The organism is Companilactobacillus kimchiensis, assembly GCF_001438805.1.
Lineage (GTDB): Bacteria > Bacillota > Bacilli > Lactobacillales > Lactobacillaceae > Companilactobacillus > Companilactobacillus kimchiensis.
Map to the genome: position 1 here is coordinate 1 of NZ_JQCF01000038.1, position 17,572 is coordinate 17,572.

The 17,572-nt window shown below is 33.8% G+C and carries 17 protein-coding genes; 11 read left to right on the forward strand and 6 right to left on the reverse strand.

Annotated features, from left to right (window positions below; all coding sequences use genetic code 11):
• Nucleotides 1-460 precede the first annotated feature (460 nt).
• The gene (locus IV57_RS12040; RefSeq protein ID WP_057881767.1) at nucleotides 461-1,258 is read right to left on the reverse strand and encodes a hypothetical protein; all 798 of its coding nucleotides are present in this window, start codon (nucleotides 1,256-1,258) and stop codon (nucleotides 461-463) included.
• A gap of 174 nt (nucleotides 1,259-1,432) precedes the next feature.
• Between IV57_RS12040 and IV57_RS12045 the strand changes: the two genes are divergently transcribed.
• The 5 genes from IV57_RS12045 (at nucleotide 1,433) to IV57_RS12065 (ending at nucleotide 6,687) form a co-directional block, all read left to right on the forward strand.
• Nucleotides 1,433-2,671, forward strand: coding sequence for a hypothetical protein (locus IV57_RS12045; protein ID WP_057881768.1), 1,239 nt, complete (start codon nucleotides 1,433-1,435; stop codon nucleotides 2,669-2,671).
• A gap of 85 nt (nucleotides 2,672-2,756) precedes the next feature.
• The gene (locus IV57_RS13045) at nucleotides 2,757-3,563 is read left to right on the forward strand and encodes a MerR family transcriptional regulator (protein WP_083488976.1); all 807 of its coding nucleotides are present in this window, start codon (nucleotides 2,757-2,759) and stop codon (nucleotides 3,561-3,563) included.
• A 103-nt stretch (nucleotides 3,564-3,666) separates the two neighbouring features.
• Nucleotides 3,667-4,635, forward strand: coding sequence for a helix-turn-helix transcriptional regulator (locus tag IV57_RS12055; protein ID WP_057881769.1), 969 nt, complete (start codon nucleotides 3,667-3,669; stop codon nucleotides 4,633-4,635).
• 88 nt (nucleotides 4,636-4,723) lie between these two features.
• Entirely contained in the window at nucleotides 4,724-5,389 is a 666-nt protein-coding gene (locus IV57_RS12060; protein WP_057881770.1) for a type 1 glutamine amidotransferase, read from the forward strand.
• A 221-nt stretch (nucleotides 5,390-5,610) separates the two neighbouring features.
• Nucleotides 5,611-6,687 (forward strand): hypothetical protein, encoded by a 1,077-nt coding sequence (locus IV57_RS12065; RefSeq protein ID WP_057881771.1) that lies wholly within the window; start codon nucleotides 5,611-5,613, stop codon nucleotides 6,685-6,687.
• A gap of 105 nt (nucleotides 6,688-6,792) precedes the next feature.
• Here IV57_RS12065 and IV57_RS12070 read toward each other — a convergent pair whose 3' ends face one another.
• Nucleotides 6,793-7,986, reverse strand: coding sequence for a hypothetical protein (locus IV57_RS12070; protein ID WP_057881772.1), 1,194 nt, complete (start codon nucleotides 7,984-7,986; stop codon nucleotides 6,793-6,795).
• 147 nt (nucleotides 7,987-8,133) lie between these two features.
• Here IV57_RS12070 and IV57_RS12075 point away from each other — a divergent pair, with 147 nt between their 5' ends.
• Nucleotides 8,134-9,135: a WYL domain-containing protein gene (locus tag IV57_RS12075; RefSeq protein ID WP_057881773.1), complete on the forward strand. Its 1,002-nt coding sequence runs from the start codon at nucleotides 8,134-8,136 to the stop codon at nucleotides 9,133-9,135.
• A gap of 55 nt (nucleotides 9,136-9,190) precedes the next feature.
• On the opposite strand, the gene IV57_RS12080 is transcribed toward IV57_RS12075, so the two are convergent.
• Nucleotides 9,191-9,430 (reverse strand): hypothetical protein, encoded by a 240-nt coding sequence (locus IV57_RS12080; RefSeq protein WP_057881774.1) that lies wholly within the window; start codon nucleotides 9,428-9,430, stop codon nucleotides 9,191-9,193.
• A 129-nt stretch (nucleotides 9,431-9,559) separates the two neighbouring features.
• On the opposite strand from IV57_RS12080, the gene IV57_RS12085 reads away from it, so the two are divergent.
• Both IV57_RS12085 and IV57_RS12090 read left to right on the forward strand, forming a co-directional pair.
• Complete coding sequence (locus tag IV57_RS12085; RefSeq protein ID WP_057881775.1) at nucleotides 9,560-9,940, forward strand: YueI family protein; 381 nt, start codon at nucleotides 9,560-9,562, stop codon at nucleotides 9,938-9,940.
• 16 nt (nucleotides 9,941-9,956) lie between these two features.
• The gene (locus IV57_RS12090; protein ID WP_057881776.1) at nucleotides 9,957-10,937 is read left to right on the forward strand and encodes a ribose-phosphate diphosphokinase; all 981 of its coding nucleotides are present in this window, start codon (nucleotides 9,957-9,959) and stop codon (nucleotides 10,935-10,937) included.
• A gap of 50 nt (nucleotides 10,938-10,987) precedes the next feature.
• On the opposite strand, the gene IV57_RS12095 is transcribed toward IV57_RS12090, so the two are convergent.
• The 3 genes from IV57_RS12095 to IV57_RS12105 form a co-directional block, all read right to left on the reverse strand.
• On the reverse strand, nucleotides 10,988-11,350 hold the full coding sequence (locus tag IV57_RS12095) for a hypothetical protein (protein ID WP_057881777.1): 363 nt from the start codon (nucleotides 11,348-11,350) through the stop codon (nucleotides 10,988-10,990).
• Between the two features lie 148 nt (nucleotides 11,351-11,498).
• Entirely contained in the window at nucleotides 11,499-11,702 is a 204-nt protein-coding gene (locus IV57_RS12100) for a helix-turn-helix domain-containing protein (RefSeq protein ID WP_057881778.1), read from the reverse strand.
• Nucleotides 11,703-11,710: 8 nt separating this feature from the next.
• On the reverse strand, nucleotides 11,711-12,184 hold the full coding sequence (locus tag IV57_RS12105) for a DUF2975 domain-containing protein (protein ID WP_057881779.1): 474 nt from the start codon (nucleotides 12,182-12,184) through the stop codon (nucleotides 11,711-11,713).
• A gap of 216 nt (nucleotides 12,185-12,400) precedes the next feature.
• Between IV57_RS12105 and IV57_RS12110 the strand changes: the two genes are divergently transcribed.
• Genes IV57_RS12110 through IV57_RS12120 form a run of 3 tightly spaced genes read left to right on the forward strand, consistent with a single transcriptional unit; the run spans nucleotide 12,401 to nucleotide 17,292 of the window.
• Nucleotides 12,401-15,211: an alpha-L-rhamnosidase gene (locus IV57_RS12110; protein WP_057881780.1), complete on the forward strand. Its 2,811-nt coding sequence runs from the start codon at nucleotides 12,401-12,403 to the stop codon at nucleotides 15,209-15,211.
• Nucleotides 15,208-16,413 (forward strand): MFS transporter, encoded by a 1,206-nt coding sequence (locus IV57_RS12115; protein WP_057881781.1) that lies wholly within the window; start codon nucleotides 15,208-15,210, stop codon nucleotides 16,411-16,413. The genes IV57_RS12110 and IV57_RS12115 overlap by 4 nt, the downstream gene beginning before the upstream one ends.
• Nucleotides 16,414-16,425: 12 nt before the next feature.
• Nucleotides 16,426-17,292, forward strand: a complete 867-nt coding sequence (locus IV57_RS12120) for an alpha/beta hydrolase (RefSeq protein WP_057881782.1) — start codon at nucleotides 16,426-16,428, stop codon at nucleotides 17,290-17,292.
• Nucleotides 17,293-17,572 lie beyond the last annotated feature (280 nt).

A 17,572-nucleotide genomic window follows, 5' to 3' on the forward strand; every position in this document is an offset into this window, starting at 1 on the left:
TGAGCCATTTTTTCTTCCTTGCTCCGAGCTATTCTATTGGTTTCTATATTATGTAATCGAAAACTATTATTTATATTATTGATTCTAATAGATATTTATTGTTGAAATTTATCATTCTAGGAATTAGCAAAAGCCTATATTGACTGAAATCAGTTAATACAGGCTTTTTGAATTAAAAATATATTTTTTTCATTAACAAAAATAAATAATCAAAGAGTTAATTAGTCTGGAATAAAAATCGGAAATAGGGTCAGCCGAGAAATTCTACTTGGTCAGCCTCCGTACTTTGCTGGCCTAGTAGAAGGCTCGATTTCAAAACAGCTCCGAGCTTGAGCTGGTTCGAAACGATGCCCTCAGCGTTCCACCCTATTTCCGATTTTTATGGAAGACGGAAGGTTAAGTTAACTCTTGCTCTAACCGAACTTGAGTAAGAATCAAATTTATCGATGAACGTATTTTTTTACATTTGGTTAAAAGGCTCAGTTCCATCAACGGTAACAGAGGAATCATCGTCAAATCGCCAGCCAATCGTATTTTGATTATCAAAAGTGCTGGTTTCAAAGGCACTACCATTCAAAACGTCGATAAATGGTTTGTTTTTTGAAAAGGCGAGGTTTGTACCAGAGATGGTTGAATTATCAGTGACATAGAAGTCGCTGTATTTTTCATTATTGGTTGAATCAATGGCTAGATCATTGAAATGAAGGGTTGAATGTTGATCAAAGTTTGATGAGTAGAAAATTACCGTGTCACGAATGTAACAGTCAGAGTTATGTGTTACAAGGAAATAAATGCTCGTGTTGTCAGCAAATAATTGACTATTTTCCAAGCACAATCCAGGAGCATTGCTTTCATCACCAGTACGGATATCAGAGTTGATTAAAGAAATGAAAGAATCTTTACAATAAATCGTGTCCCAATGATCAGGATTGAGATGATTGACAACGATATTGTTACCATATAATTTTGAGCCATCGTACATGGCGATAGTATTGATGTTTTCAGTTGCTAGGTCAATAGTGACATTTTTTAAGATCAAAGTGATTTTAGGATAAATGATCAGGTTAAAGTTTTTGATATGAATATCCTTCGCGTTATTGGATAGTCCTTCGATAGTTAAATTTTTAGTTACAGAATGGCTAACAAATCCCTTATCGGCGAAATATATACCTGGTAATATTTTGATCAAATCATTATCCTCGGCTGAGAATAAAGCCTTGGCCAATTGAACATCATTTTTAACAATTGTTGTTCTCATAAGTTTCCTCCACCCTTTTGATAACTCTATTATAGTTATTTACATGTCATAATATGACATACAGATGGAATCTGATTTATTTAAAAAAATCAAATCTAACACGTTAGATGACATATTATGACACGGTACTGGCACATACTATAGATACTTAAAACAAACGAGGAGCGGTTAATAATGCCAACATCAAAAAATGATCTCAACACTTATTTAAAGGAAAAGAACTTAGGAGTCAATGTCCTTCAATATATTTGCAGTCCTTTAGAAGCAATCACTAGGGAAAGCATTACAACGGTATCTTCAACTGAGGGACGACGTTTAACAGGTACTGACAAACGTTTCCAATTTTATAATAATGATGGTGCACTCTATGCCGATGGCGTAGAATTTTATGATCTATATCAAACACTTTTGAAAAGCCAGTCGGAAGGGTTACCCCAAATTTTAAATGACGAAGTTCCTGATTGGGATGTCATTATGGATTTGATTCATTTGGCTGGTGAGCAAGGATTGACCGTGATTGGCAATAATCAAAAATTGGTTGATCAATGGGATGTAGTTGATGATCATTATTTGAATATTGCTATGTATCAAGCCAGAGACTCCGAGGATGAAAATGCTAAATTAATTCCGGACCAATTAAGACCAGTCAGAGATCATGAGAATAAGGTTTATCTGGTTAATGACGACGATCAATTTGTTCTAAAGCAAAATGAAATATCAGGTGAGCATCCAACAACTGATTATTATCAAATTTATGCTGGACCAAATAACCTATTGTTGGATGATGTTCCTGTGGGTAAATTGCCGATTGTTTTGTTGTGCTTATTGGAAGGATTCACAGCCGAACAAATTAAGATTCAATATCTTTGGCCTAAATTGTCAGCTGATGTGCTAGCTACGACGTACTTGAGACTGGAATATAACAACCATTCTAATAAACATATTGTTGAAACAAAAAAAGATTTAAAAACGATTCATCAATTGCCAATGAATGATGATAAATTTACTAATGTTAAATATCAAGCTTATTATGCTACGGGACTTAAACTAGGAGCACCGATTGATGAAAATGATTTATCGACTTACTTCCGCCAGGTTTATCATAATCAGCCACTTAATATTTCTGACATGGAAAGAAAATTAACTAATTCATTGGTTGAAATTACGGATAAATTTAATATTTTAATTTTGCGCCAACAACGTCGTTTATTGAATGTTTCGGATTTGGATGAATTGAATATTTCTGATGATGATTCGGTGGGAATAAGCGCTACGCCACGTGATAATGATGATAATGTTAAACCGATTGAAGCAGTTTTCACCTTGTTGGAAAAGGATTCAATGGATTTGGTTAAACGAGATTTAACTTTAGATCAATTGGTTAGTTATGTTTGGTCGCTTACTTTAAAATAAAAATGTTAAAAAAGCATTCAGAAATTAATTCGAATGCTTTTTTTTAATAGAATAAATTATAATCATATTTAGTGAGGGAATAATTATGTTAAAAATAAGTGAAATGGCAAAACTTGCTAATACGACTAGACGAACTTTGATTTTTTATGATGAAGAGGGGATCTTTCAACCTAAAAGTCGCAGTGAAGCAGGTTATCGTTATTATGATTACGACCAACTCTATGATTTGTTATTTATTTTGGGAATGAAAAACATCGGTCTATCTTTGGATAAAATTAAATCTTTACAAGGTAAGCCAAGCATCGAGATCATGGATGAACTGATTGGAGTCCAAGATACAATCGATAATAAAATCAATAAACTATCACAAATTCAGTCGGCAGTTTCCCGTAAAGTATCTGAAGGGGAAGATTTGCAGGCCGAGCCATATCAACCGATCTTAGTTAAACGACCTAAAGTTATTTTTTGGTGTTCTCGTGAGGAAGCCTCCTGTACTGATGAACAAATTGCTGAATTATTTGGTGAATTTTATCAACGGCTTGATAAGTTAGCTTTGATGGATGGAAATCAATCAGGCTTTTTAACTGATCTGCCTGATGCTAGTTCAAAGGATTATCCGGAAGCAAGTTTTCGAATTGTCAAAGAGTCGTCCACAAACAATAGTGGCAAAGCTATGCCAATAATAGAAAAAGCCTCCGGAAATTATGTAGTAGTTAAAGTTGATAATAGTACAGATGGTGTCTGTAGTGGGTTGGATGCCGTCCATGATTTTTGTCTGGAAAATGCTTTAGAAATAACGACTGATATGTGGCAAATGAATACTAATAGTGCTTTAACTAATCGTGGTGGATCGGAATATTTATGGTTAGAATATTTAGTTAAATCTGCTTAAGATATTTTGATTCAAGATTATTTAATGACATAATGCGACATTGACAGATGATACCCTTTAATAGTTAAGAGATTAAATCTTTGATTTATAAAGGAGTAAGTCAATGGCCGATAATAAAACTAAGACCAGTAGTCGTGAAAGAATATTAGAAGAGTATATTCGCATGATGCAAGGGGAAACAATCAATTTTAAAGAGGCAATGAAAGAATATCAATCGACCCTCAAGCCAATTCAAGTTGATTTTCAGTTTATAAGGTCTTTGATGACAGATTATATGCCTGATCATGAATTATATTATGATCGTAAGCATAATGTTCACGGGATTAAGAATAGCGGCTGGATGCAACCGGCTGAAATTTTGGCAATTCTAAAATTGATTATTGGAACCCGAACTTTTTCTAAGGATGAATTAGTCAAAATTCAATATGATTTAATTAAATTGGCACCTACTGATGAGCAAGCTAATTTGAAAAAGGTTTTGAATAATACGCTGGATAAATATATTCCCATTTCTCAAAGAGATGATTTGGTTGAACTAATACAGTCATTTTATGATTATATTAATGCTAAAAAGGTTATTGAATTTACCTACAAGAGCAGCCGCAAAGATATTGATTCAACAAATTTACAAGTTGGCGTACCCTACAGTCTGTATTTTGATAGGTCATATTTTTATGTGATGATATATTTGATTGATCAAGATGAAAGCCGAATATTTCGACTTGATCGATTTTTAACTCATCGAGCTAAGCATCGTTCCTTCAATATTCCTGCAGTCAGAAGGGAAGATATGGGAGTGGCCATTAACCGAACTTATTTACTTAAGATGGGAAATATTATTCAGTACAAGTTTCAATATTGGGATTATCCACAAACAGCTTTGGACAAATTACCGGGTTCAAAAGTCGATAAAAAGCTGACAGATAGTGTAATTATCAGTGGTGAAATGTATTCTGAAGGTGGGCTATTATGGTTGCTCAGTCAGGGTAATAGAATTAAAGTTTTGGAACCACAATCGTTAGTGAATGAAGTCCAAACTCGTTTACAAAGGGCGCTTGATTTATATAAATAGCATCGTTTGAAATGCTATAATAATTTTATCTTGGGGAATTGCAGGCGATACCCAGAGCAAACATTGCCGTTGATAGGAAAGGATTCTTATGCGAATAAATGTTTTACAACATACTCCAAATGAAGGACTAGGGATGATTCAAGACTGGTCTCAAAAGAATGGTTATGAAATGTATATTTATCATCCATATCAATTTGGTTTTCTACCAACCGCTGCTGAAACGGATATGTTGGTTATCCTTGGTGGACCAATGAGTCCCAATGACGATGTGGACTGGATCAAACAAGAACGTGTCTTGATCAAAGAATTACTTGATCAGGATAAACCCATTTTTGGTGTTTGCTATGGTGCACAACAAATTGTCAAAACACTTGGTTATCAAGTTACTAAAGCACCTGCCAAAGAAGTTGGCTTTGCTCCAGTTTATCGTCGTGATGTAAAATTTATCAATTTGCCAGAAGAATTGAATGTTTTACATTGGCATGAAGAAATGTTTGAAATTCCTACTGATGCACAATTATTGTTCTCAAGTGACAAAGTTGAAAATCAAGGCTTCATTATGAATCATCGAATCGTGGGCCTACAATTTCATTTGGAACCCAAAGCCGATAATGTGCGTGAGATGGTCGTGAATGATTTTTCGTATTTGGAAGGTTCAGTTTTGAATCAAACGAAGAATGAAATTTTGCAAACTAAGATTTCTGATAATAATAAACAAACGCTTTATAAATTACTTGATTATATTAATAGATAGATTAAAAACGACTCTGATTTTGTTATCCGGGTCGTTTTTTGATGGCTTGGTATATTTTTTTTAAAAATTATCCATTGATATTTAAATGACATAATGTGACGGCAGGGTAGAGTAAACTTTGTGTTGTTAAGAGGTTAAAAAGCCTGATATTTCTACTGAAATATGTAACAAGATCTAATAAATCGTGTACTTATTTAAATAAATCAATAAGGGGAAGAAATATGGTTAAAAATAAACAAATTCATGATCAATTAACTGAGAATGAAGAAACTGGAAAAAAATTCCATACTTATATTTATGAAGATGAAGATCCGAAAAAAAGGGAAATTTCGCTTGATAATTTTGCATCATTTTTAAGTGATAAAGTAAGATTAACAAGCAACGAGGATCTTGACGAACATTTTAAAGAATCACTAGCTACAATTGACAGTAAAGATCCGAATAATCAATTTAAACCTACTGAAATTAGTGAATATAAAGATTATAACTTTGAATATAAAGATATTTTTTCCGGTGATTCTGCTGATAAAGAATTCAATAATTATTGTATGTTGCTTGCTATGAATTGTGCCTATCGTGAAGATTTAAATAGATCTGGATGGACCATGTTTCACGATATAGAGGGCGAATCCAAAGATCAAAATATGTTAAGACTTCGTATGATGACAAATAATAAAAAATTTAATGGCAGTTACATAACAGATGCAATCAAAGGTGTCGTTAATAGCAATTCAGCGACTGTAATGGAAGATTTTTTGGTTAGAGATAAACGGAAATCATTTGTAGTTAATAATGATAAGATAACCGATGAACAAAGAGCAGATGATTATCTTAAATGGGATATAGCTGATCAAAAAAAATCTGAAAAAGATATTCGAGCATCCTTATTAGATGAAAATAAGAAAAATTATAAACCGAGATCTGAAAAAGAAATTAATGAAATTGTTGAAGAAAAAAAAGTGCAACGTCGTTATAAAAATAAAAAAGAAGCTTTAGATGCTGTTGGTAAAAATAGAAAAAGATTTAATAAATCAATCGATATTTTGATTAAAGAATTGGATATTATTTATCCCGAACATGTTGTTATTCTTGGGAAAAAGGGGAATTTTGAGTTAGTTCAATTAATGACACAATCGAAAAAATTTGATGATTTTGAAGGTAAACATGAGGGTAATGATTTAAGAAATCTTCTCATAAATGCCTTACCTGTATATCATTATTCAACACAAGCTGTACCTGTCTTGAGAGATTGGTATAAGGGACAAAAGAATACATTACTCGATGGATTTAATGATTAATTATATCTAAAATAATATGCTCATAGTAATTGTAGTTAAATGGTTATCGATGGAATCAATCATTTAGCGATATCTACTATGAGTATTTTTTAGTTATTTAATTTTTCAGTCTTGCCACAAATTTTTAATAATACAATTAACCAAATCTCTTCGACCAATTTGAGTATCCAAAACCTTACCAGTAGCTGAATCAATGATTTCAAAACAACCATGGAAGAATTTTTTATCATAAGGATGTTCTTCATAATTTGAATGATTGAAGTCTTTTCGGGCGTTAGCCAAAGTAGACTCCAAGAGTGCAATTTGTTCTTGTTGATAATAAGCAATTTGTAAGCCTGATTCTAAAGCTTGATGGATCAATTTATCAAAGAAGATACCTTGCGGATTAACAAAATCAAATGGATATAGTCCCGAAGTGGTACGACTATTGATTGCATGGTAATCAGTCCAAAGCGTATTATCTTCAACCAACAGGCCACCTTCCATTGAAAATGGAGTTCTTTTATCCGTTGGGATATAATGATTTTCTTCATCATCAGACCATGAATCTTCATTGAGATAGGAAGTTAGTTGATCTGGCTTTTCAATTGGAAGTCCAGCAATATCAGTGTGAGCAAAATCCCAGTCGCCATTTTCATTTTTGTCAGGTGCTTCATCGGATTTATTTCGAATTTGGTTTGAAACAAAAATAGCCATAGGCAACTGTTCAGCGGTGATGGCTTCAGAAATAACTTGTTGGGTTGATTTCTCGCGTATTTGATAGAGCACTTGATTTTTCCAGTTTTCTTGCGCGCTATCATCAATATAATCTTGGGGTCCATATTCAAAATTATCATCACCATCATCAAAACAATAAGAAATTACTTTTTCAGTATCGGAATCAATTATATTTTCAAAACCTTCTTCAATTTCAGAGAATTGAACTTTTTCCAAACTATAATCGGCCGATAAATTATTCAATAGCAGGTCCAGAGGAAATTGAATTCGATTCCAAAAATCAGTCTTGGGAGAATAATGAGTAATTAGTTCAGTTTCGGATAAGGTGTCAGTTGCATTTAATAATTCGATTATATTTTTGAAGACTAATTTATGGTGATCAGAAGGATACAAATATGCAATTGGATCGATTATTTCCGTGGTTGGTTCTGTGATGGAAATATTTTCAGTATTATTACTAGATCTTCTATGTGGAAGATTCCCGTTTATTTTTGCTAAAATCTCTTCAGGCGAAGTCAAAAATTGATTGGATGTCCGAAGACATTTTTGAAGGTAAACCCGATTGTTATTTGAAATTGACATAAATTAGAACCCCCATTATTTTTAATAACTTTAGCTTACCATTTAGCCCTGCCATAATATGACATGCTGAATTGTTAAACTAAAACGATAGTAAGCAAATATATTTTTTGGTTTTAAAATAATTAATCCTGAGGGGGAAGTACACAGATGTCTAAAGAAGAGAAGAAATTTGTTGATAAAGAAGAAACTGAAAGAAAAATTAAAAGTCGTGAACGGATTGTAGAAATCATTTTTAGAATGTTGAGTGGTGAGAAAATCAAAGAGAACGAGGCGGCCAATTATTATGAAATTGGTCCCAAAGCAATAAACAATGATTTTAAATTTATTCGGGAAAAGTTGGAATTCTTTACACCTGATTATGAATTGAGTAGTGGACCTTATCACACGATTACTAATAAGGGACAGATTGGTTTAACTGAAGCCGTGGCTATTTTGAAAATTTTGATTGGTAGCCTTGCTTTCAGTAAGGCTGAAATAATTCTGCTTAAGGATAAATTTTTGGAAGTGATTCCCACAGCCGAAAAAAAGACTTTAAATACCATGACCGCAACAACGCTACAAGATTATCAATCAAGAATCACAGAACCAATTATGGATAAATTTAAAATTATTTTGGACTGTATCATCAATAAAAAAGCAATTATTTTTAAATACAACAGTAGTGTTGATACAACTGATCACACTAAAGAAAGAACCGCTGTACCAATTACCATATATTTCTCTAATCAACATTTTTATGTTTTATTGTATTTGAAGGAAAAGGATACTACATCAGTTTATCGTTTGGACAGATTTCAGGATATTAATCCCACAGGTCATGCGGTCAATATTCCTTATGCTAACCGTCCCAACGAGGGTAAAATGATCAACGAAACGTTCCTGTTGAATGGTGGCAATTATATCCATTACAAATTCCGTTACAAGGCTAGTCAACATGTGACTTTAGACAATGTACCTAATTCCCATATTTCAAAAGATGATGATCCTGAGCAACCGAATATCACGACAGTTGAAGGTGATCTTTATTCACAAGGGGCCTTATTGTGGGTAATGAGTCAGGGTACTCAAGTTGAAGTTTTGGAGCCAGAATCATTGATCAAAGCAGTCAAAGAACGCCTTAAAGATACTTTGAAAATATATGATAAGTAGTAAAAAAATAAGTTAACCGACAAAATTGATTTGTTGGTTAACTTATTTTGATTGATTAAATCTTTTTCTTTAAATTATATTGAACAATACCAGTGTCTGTATTTCTAACATCTGATTTTTCATCTTTAGCAAAGTAAACTGCAAAGCTCTTATTATCGGAAACATCTTGTGCAACAACAAGGGATGATTCGTAGGGATCTTTAGCTTTGTAAATTTGTGCTCCACGGACAGCCTCGCCATAGTCTTTTGAGTTGGCAATTGCATCGCCGGGATTAAAAAATACCATTTCGTCCATAAGTAACACATCCTTTCTATTTACTGTCTATTATACAATTATGCCGCCCGATAGCGGTAAGAATATCCTATTTATCTTATTTGGATAAAGATAGTATCTCAGCTATACTATGACGTATGGAGGATTAATATGACTAACGTTGAGGATTATATTAAACAGAATGTTTTCGGCAAGCCACAATTAAAGCCTGACGAAAAGAATAAATTTCTTGGTAACTTTGCGGAACGGGTGGCAATTGCCTTAACCGTTGCCCAGCTCAAGAATGACGACAATACCCAGACGGTTGAAAGCGTTATGAAAAAGTATCCAGAGTATCATCTTTATCTAAATGGAAAAATAGATTCATATATACTGGATAATTACCTCCGTTTGAGTGTAAAATTAAAGTATAAGTTTACAATAGTTTCACAATCGGGTATGCGTAACCGAGACCGTGCATTGACTGAAAATGATATGGGATTAGTTATCGCTAACGAGGGTAAACCTGTTGATAGACCAGTGCTTATATAATTTTTGGAGGACAAATATGTCTAATAATACATTAGATAAAATTGCTTTACTTTCTTTAAATGGTAACAAACCATTAGCTAAGAGAATTTCTGACTATATGGGTATCCCAGTGTTGGATGCTTCCGTATCACACTTTAGTGATGGCGAAATCAACATTCAAATTAATGAAAGTATTCGTGGAAAAGACATTTACATTATTCATTCAGTTTCTGATCCTGTTAATGATAACTTCATGGAATTGATGATTGCTGTTGATGCTTTAAGACGTGCTAGTGCAGCTACAATTACTTGTGTGCTACCATACTTTGCTTATACTCGTTCAGATAGAAAATCTCGTTCAAGAGAACCTATCTCAGCTAAGTTGTTTGCTAACATGTTGGAAATGGGTCAAGTCGACCGTGTGATCGCACTTGATATGCATGCTGACCAAATTCAAGGATTCTTTGATATCCCTGTTGATCACTTACGTGCAATGCCTATTTTCGCTAGTTACTTCCAAAAGAAGATCAAGAACCCAGACGATTTTGTCTTTGTAGCTCCTGATCACAACTCAACTAAGCGTGCTCGTTCATTAGCTGAAGTCTTTGGATCACAAATTGCCATCGTTGATCAAAGATCTACTGAGATGGACGATGTAACTCCTGAGATCATTGGTGATGTTAATGGTAAACAATGTGTTATCGTTGATGATTTGATCGATACAGGTACAAGAATGGTCAATAGTGCTAATGCCGTTAAAGCTGCTGGTGCTAAAACTGTTTCTGCCGCTGCCACACATCCAATCTTCTCAAAAGATGCTGCTAAGAGATTGGAAGATTCAATTTTGATGGATGTTTTAGTTTCAGATTCAATTGTCATTCCTGATGATTGCCAATTTGATAAATTGAAGATCCTATCTGTAACTGAATTAGTTGGCGATGCTATTCGTATGACAGAATCAAATGAATCAATCGATTCATTGTTTAGCGTTCGTGATAGCTATACAGAAATTAAATAATGATAAAAAATAAAAGAAGTCTTATCCGGTTGAGGATGAGGCTTCTTTTTTTATGCGATAGAACTATTGATAACAAATTCATTTTTATTCTTGAAGTGTGGGAGAATCTTGTTTTTCAATTCTTCGTTTTCAAAAATAATTTCGTCATAATTAGTTTTTTTGATGTAGATTGCAACACGACGGGTGAAGTAATTAAATTTCAAAATATCGCGTTTTTTAGATTTCTTGATAAATTTCTTAATAAAAGAATTTAATAGTGCATCATTAAATTTAACATAACCTGGGATCTGAATTGCTTTGGTATTAGCGGTATACCAAATTTTTTGGTTACCGGGAGTTAGAATAATTTCATTATTATTAATATAGGGAATCTTGTTGATATTGAGGGCTACAGCAATAATTTTCTTAGACATTTTTATAAGACTCCTTTCATATGGCTTCACTTAAATTTTATCATGAAATTAATTATATTTATGAAAATTGCTTGAATATTTTATGAAAAAATCAAAGAAAAAGGCATAAGAATAGGATTTTGTCTAAAATAGACGATTTGGCAATCAATTATTTGTCTACATATTCCAAAATATCACCCGGTTGGCATGCTAATACTTGGCAAATCTTCTCTAGGGTTGAAAAACGAATGGCTTTGGCTTTACCAGTTTTGAGAATCGAAATATTAGCTTGTGTGATACCAACTTTTTCTGCTAATTCAGTAACCGTCATTTTTCTTTGAACTAGTAAGAGATCTAAATTTATTTTTATCATCGTCACACCTAAATTGTTAAATCATTTTCTTTTTTAAATTGAATCGCATTACCTAAGATTTTTTCCATGACCGAAATAAAAGCGGCAATTGCTAACGGTACGAAAATGAATGCTAAAGCAATTAACATAACACCAGGGGAATCACTGTGATCGGCTGAATAATAGATGAAAGGTAAGATTCCTAGTAGAACAATGAATAGTAGGATGAATAAATAATGAACCATTTTAACAAAATGTAGGGAAATATCACTAAAGAAGTCATGTTTATCCATTAAATGGAAGATACGATAAAAATAGTAACTAATGGTTAAAATGACTAAACAGGCTAGATATAGCGAAATACTAGTAGAGATTTGAAGTGAGAAAATTGAATGTTCGTGATACGACGAGATTAGGCCAACGGTTAACATGAAGCCAAATAATAGAATGAAGCAATCAATCAAACCAGTAACGATTTTTAAAAGGGTCGTTTTTATTTGCATAATGTAGAACTCCTATCTTTTATTAATTGTATTTTACTGCATGCTATATCGATAAACAATATATTTATATCGAATATTAATATAAAAGCTAAAATTATTATCTTAAAGTTATTTTTGTATAAAAATAGCATGATTTGTCAATTAATGAGGTGAAAAGGCAGTAATATATGTAATTGAAAGCGGTTACTAGATAACTAATATTTGGAGGATAACAATTTGAAATTTGAGCAAATAAATATAAATCATATGAATAATCCAATTGGTTTTAAAATGGATGATTTGTTCATAGATTGTGAGATCAGTGGAGACAGTTATCCTACTGACTTAAAGAAAAAATTAACGATTACTGATGACAGTCAAATGGTGTTTTCTACTGATTGGGAAGTGGCTAATGATTTAACTTTTAAACCTATTTTTAAACTCCAAAATAGAACTCGTTATAATGTCAAAATAGAATTAAAAACAAACGATAAGATATTTTCCAAAACAGCTTTTTTTGAAACTGGATTAATGAATGGTTTCAAAGCTAGTGCTTGGATCGGTAGCGATGATGCCAGCATTCATGGTCTGGATCTGATCAAAGAAATTAATATTCCGCAAGGAATCAAAAATGGTCGTTTATATATTAGTGGTTTGGGTTTATATGAGGCTTATATCGATGATGTAAAAATCGGTAACGAGTATTTAGCACCTGGTTTTACTAATTATAATTACTACACGCAAATTGCGACACACGATGTTACTAAGTTACTTCAAACAGCAGGAACACATACAATTAGAATTTCATTAGGTGATGGCTGGTATCGTGGCAAGTTAGGTATTAAGGAGCATGGTGGAAAAGCTGATCAATATGGCAATGCATTAATGGCCATTGCGGAATTAAACTATGTTAACAATTCAGGAGTTGAAGAGAGAATCAGTACGGATACTTCTTGGCAAGGTTTTACTTCACAAATAAATCATTCAGGAATTTATTACGGAGAAGATTTGGATGAGTTAAGCCAAAGTTCAGCAATAACAATTAAACAATTTGCACAACCAACCAAACATTTGATTGATCGATTAAGCTTACCGATTAAAGAACATGAAACATTTCCAGTCGTTAAAAAAATTGTAACTCCCAGCAACAGCATCGTTTTAGATTTTGGACAAAATATGGCGGGGTGGGTTACTTTTGAAAATCATTTGCCTAAAGGTACCAAAGTTGCTTTAGAGTATGGTGAGCTTATTCAAAATGGCGAGTTATATCGTGGTAATCTTCGCTCAGCTAGAGCCACTTTTAGTTATGTCAGTGATGGTAAAGTACATACAATACGACCACATTTTACTTACTTTGGTTTTAGATATGTTCGTTTAGTCGGATTTCCTAATGATATTGATATTAAGGATTTTCAAGCTAGAGCCTTGTACTCAGATATGTCTGAAATAGGTAAGATTACGACTGATAATGAAGCAATCAATAAATTATTTAACAATATCCTTTGGGGTCAAAAGAGTAATTTTATGGATATTCCAACCGACTGTCCGCAACGAGATGAACGTCTAGGATGGACTGGTGATGCCGCTATTTTTTCGAAGACAGCCAGTTATAACATGGATACTTATCAGTTTAATAAGAAATATGCCTATGACGTTGCAGTTGAACAAAGTATTAATAATGGAAAAGTTCCATTGTACGTGCCAGCAGTTGATGGTGACGATGGTGGTAAAGCCGTTTGGAGCGATGTTGCAACGATTATTCCTTGGGTTACTTATTCCAGAACTGGTGATGAAGCAATTTTACGTCAAAACTTTGGCGCTATGATGTCATGGGTCGATTGGGTCCATGATTATGCTAAGAAGACGAGAAATGAATTTTTATGGCTTGAGGCAGATCAACTTGGTGATTGGTTGGCGCTTGATACAGAAGATATTATGCATTTGAAGGGTAAGACACCAGACGATTTGATTGCCAGTGCATATTATTACTTGTCAGCCAAACTGGTTTCTAAAACAGCTAAAGTATTACACGCTAATCGTGAACATGATTACTATCAATTGTTAGCCGATAAAATCAAAGAATCATTTGTGGCAGAATTTTTCACGGCTAGTGGTCGTTTGATTACTGATACGCAAACAGCCTTGTCACTTTGCTTGAATCTGGGGTTATATCCAGTATCTGGTCGACAAGTTTTGACTGATAAATTAGTTGAGAGAATTGAAAAAGATAAGAATCATTTAACTACTGGTTTTGTGGGAACATCGGAATTGTTGCCAGCCTTATCGAATAATAATCAGAATGAACTCGCTACCCAAATTCTATTGAATAATGATTATCCAAGTTGGCTTTATCAAGTAAAACATGGTGCAACAACTATTTGGGAACGTTGGGATTCAATCAAACCAGATGGCAATATTAATGACAATGGTATGAATTCCCTCAATCATTATTCAACTGGTGCCGTCATGGCCTGGGCTTATGAGTACCTGGTTGGGATTAAACAGGATAAGGGCTTAAAGATTCAACCGCAGATAACTCCCAAATTTAGATCAGTTGAAGGACATACTAAGTTGACCACGGGAATTGTGAAAGTGGCTTGGGAGATTGTTAATAAAGTTGGCACTAAAGTCAATTTAACAATTGATATTCCTTATCACAATGATGCCGAAGTCATTTTACCTTATGCGGACCAATGGTCTGCCAATGGAGAAAAACATCATAACGGCGATACATTAGAAGCTGGTCATTATGAAATAACTTATCAACCAACAAGTGCTTTGATCGATAAATTTGATATCCATACACCTTTGGCAAACTTCTATCAGGATAACGAAATTAGTCAAAAATTGGCTAAATTGATACCATTCTGGGATTTTCTGAATCTTCCTGGTAACATGGATCATTTCAAAGATTATTCAATTTTACAACTTAGTCGTGAAATGAAGGGTATTGGTTTTACACCCTTGAATCAAGAGCAGATTGAACAGATTAATTTAACTTTTACAAACTATAAAAAAGAACAACTTAAAAAGGAGCAAGAATCATGAGAAAAATAATGACCCAATTTGCCATTTTAATATTGTCAGTTTTCACCGTTAGTGCAGGGGCAACTGCAGCGACATTACCATTAATGATGCAAAGCTTTCCTAATATTAGTCCTACGACGATTGAACTATTAATGACAATTCCTTCATTAGGAATTATCATCTTTACACCAATCAGTAATATTGTGGCTGATTATATCAGTGTTAAGAGGACCATTCTATTAGGATTATTATTGATTTTTATCGGTGGAGTGATTCCTGCTTTGACTATGAATTTTCCATTAATCTTTGGCTCAAGAATTATTTTAGGTTTAGGAACTGGATTATTGATGTCATTTTCACAGTCACTTATTATTCAAATGTACCAAGGTTCAACCCAACAAAAAATGTTAGGTTTGGCTAGTGTTTTTCAAGGTTTAGGGATGTTTATCATGACTTATGCTGCCGGAGTTCTTCTAAATGGCGGTTGGCAAATGTCATATTGGGTCTATCTAATCGTCGTTCCAATTATTCTCTTAGTAGGTATTTATGTTCCTAAGACTGCAGGTAAAGTGGAAAGTGATTCTCAAAATGAGCCAGCTAGCAGTAAAAAGGTTGACGGTAAGATTTGGATGTTAGCTGGTGTTGCGTTTGTATTTAATGCAACTTTTGCCTTTATTTCAATCAAATTTGCCATGTTAGTCGTATCACGTAATTACGGAACAGCAGCTGATGCCAGTACCTTATTAGGTTTAATGGCCTTCGCTATGGCTGCGGGTGGTTTCATCTTTATGTTTGTTCAAAAGCATTGGTTTAAATTTACTACTGCAATTGGTTTAGGCTTTGCAACAGTTGCCTTCCTACTATTAACCATCTCACATTCATTGTTCTTAAGTGCTATTGGGGTTATTTTGGTCGGAATTTCAGTATCAATTTTCATGGCTTCAATGATTGCCAATATCAATAGAATGACCTCTGCCAAACAAGTTGCCTTTTCAACTTCCGTTGTAATGACCTGTGCCAATGTAGGAACATTATTATCACCATATTTTGCTAAATTTATCTCAAGTATTTTCCATAACAACGAAGCTGGTTTTACTTTTGAAGCTGGATTAGTAGTCTTCGCAGTTCTCTTAGTCATTGCGACAATCGCTGGGGTTAATTACAAGAAGCTAGAAAATAATCAAACTGAAGAAGTATCAGATCAGATGAAAGCTCAAAATTAGAAGGTAAAAATTATGTTAAGTGATGCAGCAAAACAAGCAATTGAAATTGCTAAAACCATTAAAGCCCAACAAGGCGATGATTTAAAACCAGAACAAGTAAAATTTTTACGAGCTGATGCTGATAAAAATACTTCAGTACCAATTCCCGATAATATGAAACTTGAAACATTTCAAGGTAAGGTCAGTGGCGAACTTTATCAATTAAATAACAGTGTCAAAGATACCGCCTTGTTATTTATCCATGGTGGCGCCTATATGACCGGCAGTGCGAAATCTAGAAGAAACCTCTGTTTTGAGTTATTAAATCGTTTAAATTGTGATGGTTTCTCAGTAGATTATCGTCAATGGCCAGAAGCCAAACATCCAGCCGGACAAAATGATGTTGTAGCTGCTTATGAATTTTTAAAGAGCCGTTATCAAAAAGTAATCGTTTTTGGAGAATCAGCCGGAGCAACTTTAGCTTTAACATTAACTTTACAATTGAAAGCGGAAGGAAAAGAGTTACCTGAACGAATCGTCGTCTTTTCCCCGGTCATCACACAAATAAATATTATGACTTCGGAATTCTTGAATCAGGAACGTGATCCAATGCTGCTAGGTGCAGGTGCACCAGTGCCATACTTTGATGATCCTTATTCAACTGATCCGTTAATTTCACCGATCAATGGTGACTTTACGGGATTCCCACCATTAATGATCAATTGTGGTAGTGAAGAAGTTAAATATGATGATTCCAAAGTTTTGAATTATCTCTGTCAAAAAGCCAATGTCGATGTTACTTGGGATGTCTGGCAAGACTTATTCCATGTCTTTGTACTCTTCGATATGCCAGAAACAACTCAAGCTTTGAATAAAATAGCCGAGTTTTTGAAGAAATAGGTGCCAATTAATTAAACTCTTACTTAAGCTAGGCTAAGGAGTAAGTTAATAGAGTTGTTGTTAACCTGCCACTCTCCACAAGGAAGAAAAAATAGCTGGAACATAGCCGGCACAACTTTAAGCCTCTTGTTCCAAGAGTCTTAAAGCTTGGCCTTTGACTAAACTGGCCAAGCCCGCCAGCTAAGTCAAATTTGGCTATTGAGCTATTTTTCTTCCTTGCTCCGAGTTAATCTTTTATTTTCAATATTGAATATTTATAAATTTAAGGAAACTAGACTGA

Bases quoted from the DNA above. Each gene is read 5' to 3' on its own strand.
- IV57_RS12040 (WP_057881767.1), bottom strand. From the start codon at position 1,258: ATGAGAACAACAATTGTTAAAAATGATGTTCAATTGGCCAAGGCTTTA.
- IV57_RS12045 (WP_057881768.1), top strand. From the start codon at position 1,433: ATGCCAACATCAAAAAATGATCTCAACACTTATTTAAAGGAAAAGAAC.
- IV57_RS13045 (WP_083488976.1), top strand. From the start codon at position 2,757: ATGTTAAAAATAAGTGAAATGGCAAAACTTGCTAATACGACTAGACGA.
- IV57_RS12055 (WP_057881769.1), top strand. From the start codon at position 3,667: ATGGCCGATAATAAAACTAAGACCAGTAGTCGTGAAAGAATATTAGAA.
- IV57_RS12060 (WP_057881770.1), top strand. From the start codon at position 4,724: ATGCGAATAAATGTTTTACAACATACTCCAAATGAAGGACTAGGGATG.
- IV57_RS12065 (WP_057881771.1), top strand. From the start codon at position 5,611: ATGGTTAAAAATAAACAAATTCATGATCAATTAACTGAGAATGAAGAA.
- IV57_RS12070 (WP_057881772.1), bottom strand. From the start codon at position 7,986: ATGTCAATTTCAAATAACAATCGGGTTTACCTTCAAAAATGTCTTCGG.
- IV57_RS12075 (WP_057881773.1), top strand. From the start codon at position 8,134: ATGTCTAAAGAAGAGAAGAAATTTGTTGATAAAGAAGAAACTGAAAGA.
- IV57_RS12080 (WP_057881774.1), bottom strand. From the start codon at position 9,430: ATGGACGAAATGGTATTTTTTAATCCCGGCGATGCAATTGCCAACTCA.
- IV57_RS12085 (WP_057881775.1), top strand. From the start codon at position 9,560: ATGACTAACGTTGAGGATTATATTAAACAGAATGTTTTCGGCAAGCCA.
- IV57_RS12090 (WP_057881776.1), top strand. From the start codon at position 9,957: ATGTCTAATAATACATTAGATAAAATTGCTTTACTTTCTTTAAATGGT.
- IV57_RS12095 (WP_057881777.1), bottom strand. From the start codon at position 11,350: ATGTCTAAGAAAATTATTGCTGTAGCCCTCAATATCAACAAGATTCCC.
- IV57_RS12100 (WP_057881778.1), bottom strand. From the start codon at position 11,702: ATGATAAAAATAAATTTAGATCTCTTACTAGTTCAAAGAAAAATGACG.
- IV57_RS12105 (WP_057881779.1), bottom strand. From the start codon at position 12,184: ATGCAAATAAAAACGACCCTTTTAAAAATCGTTACTGGTTTGATTGAT.
- IV57_RS12115 (WP_057881781.1), top strand. From the start codon at position 15,208: ATGAGAAAAATAATGACCCAATTTGCCATTTTAATATTGTCAGTTTTC.
- IV57_RS12120 (WP_057881782.1), top strand. From the start codon at position 16,426: ATGTTAAGTGATGCAGCAAAACAAGCAATTGAAATTGCTAAAACCATT.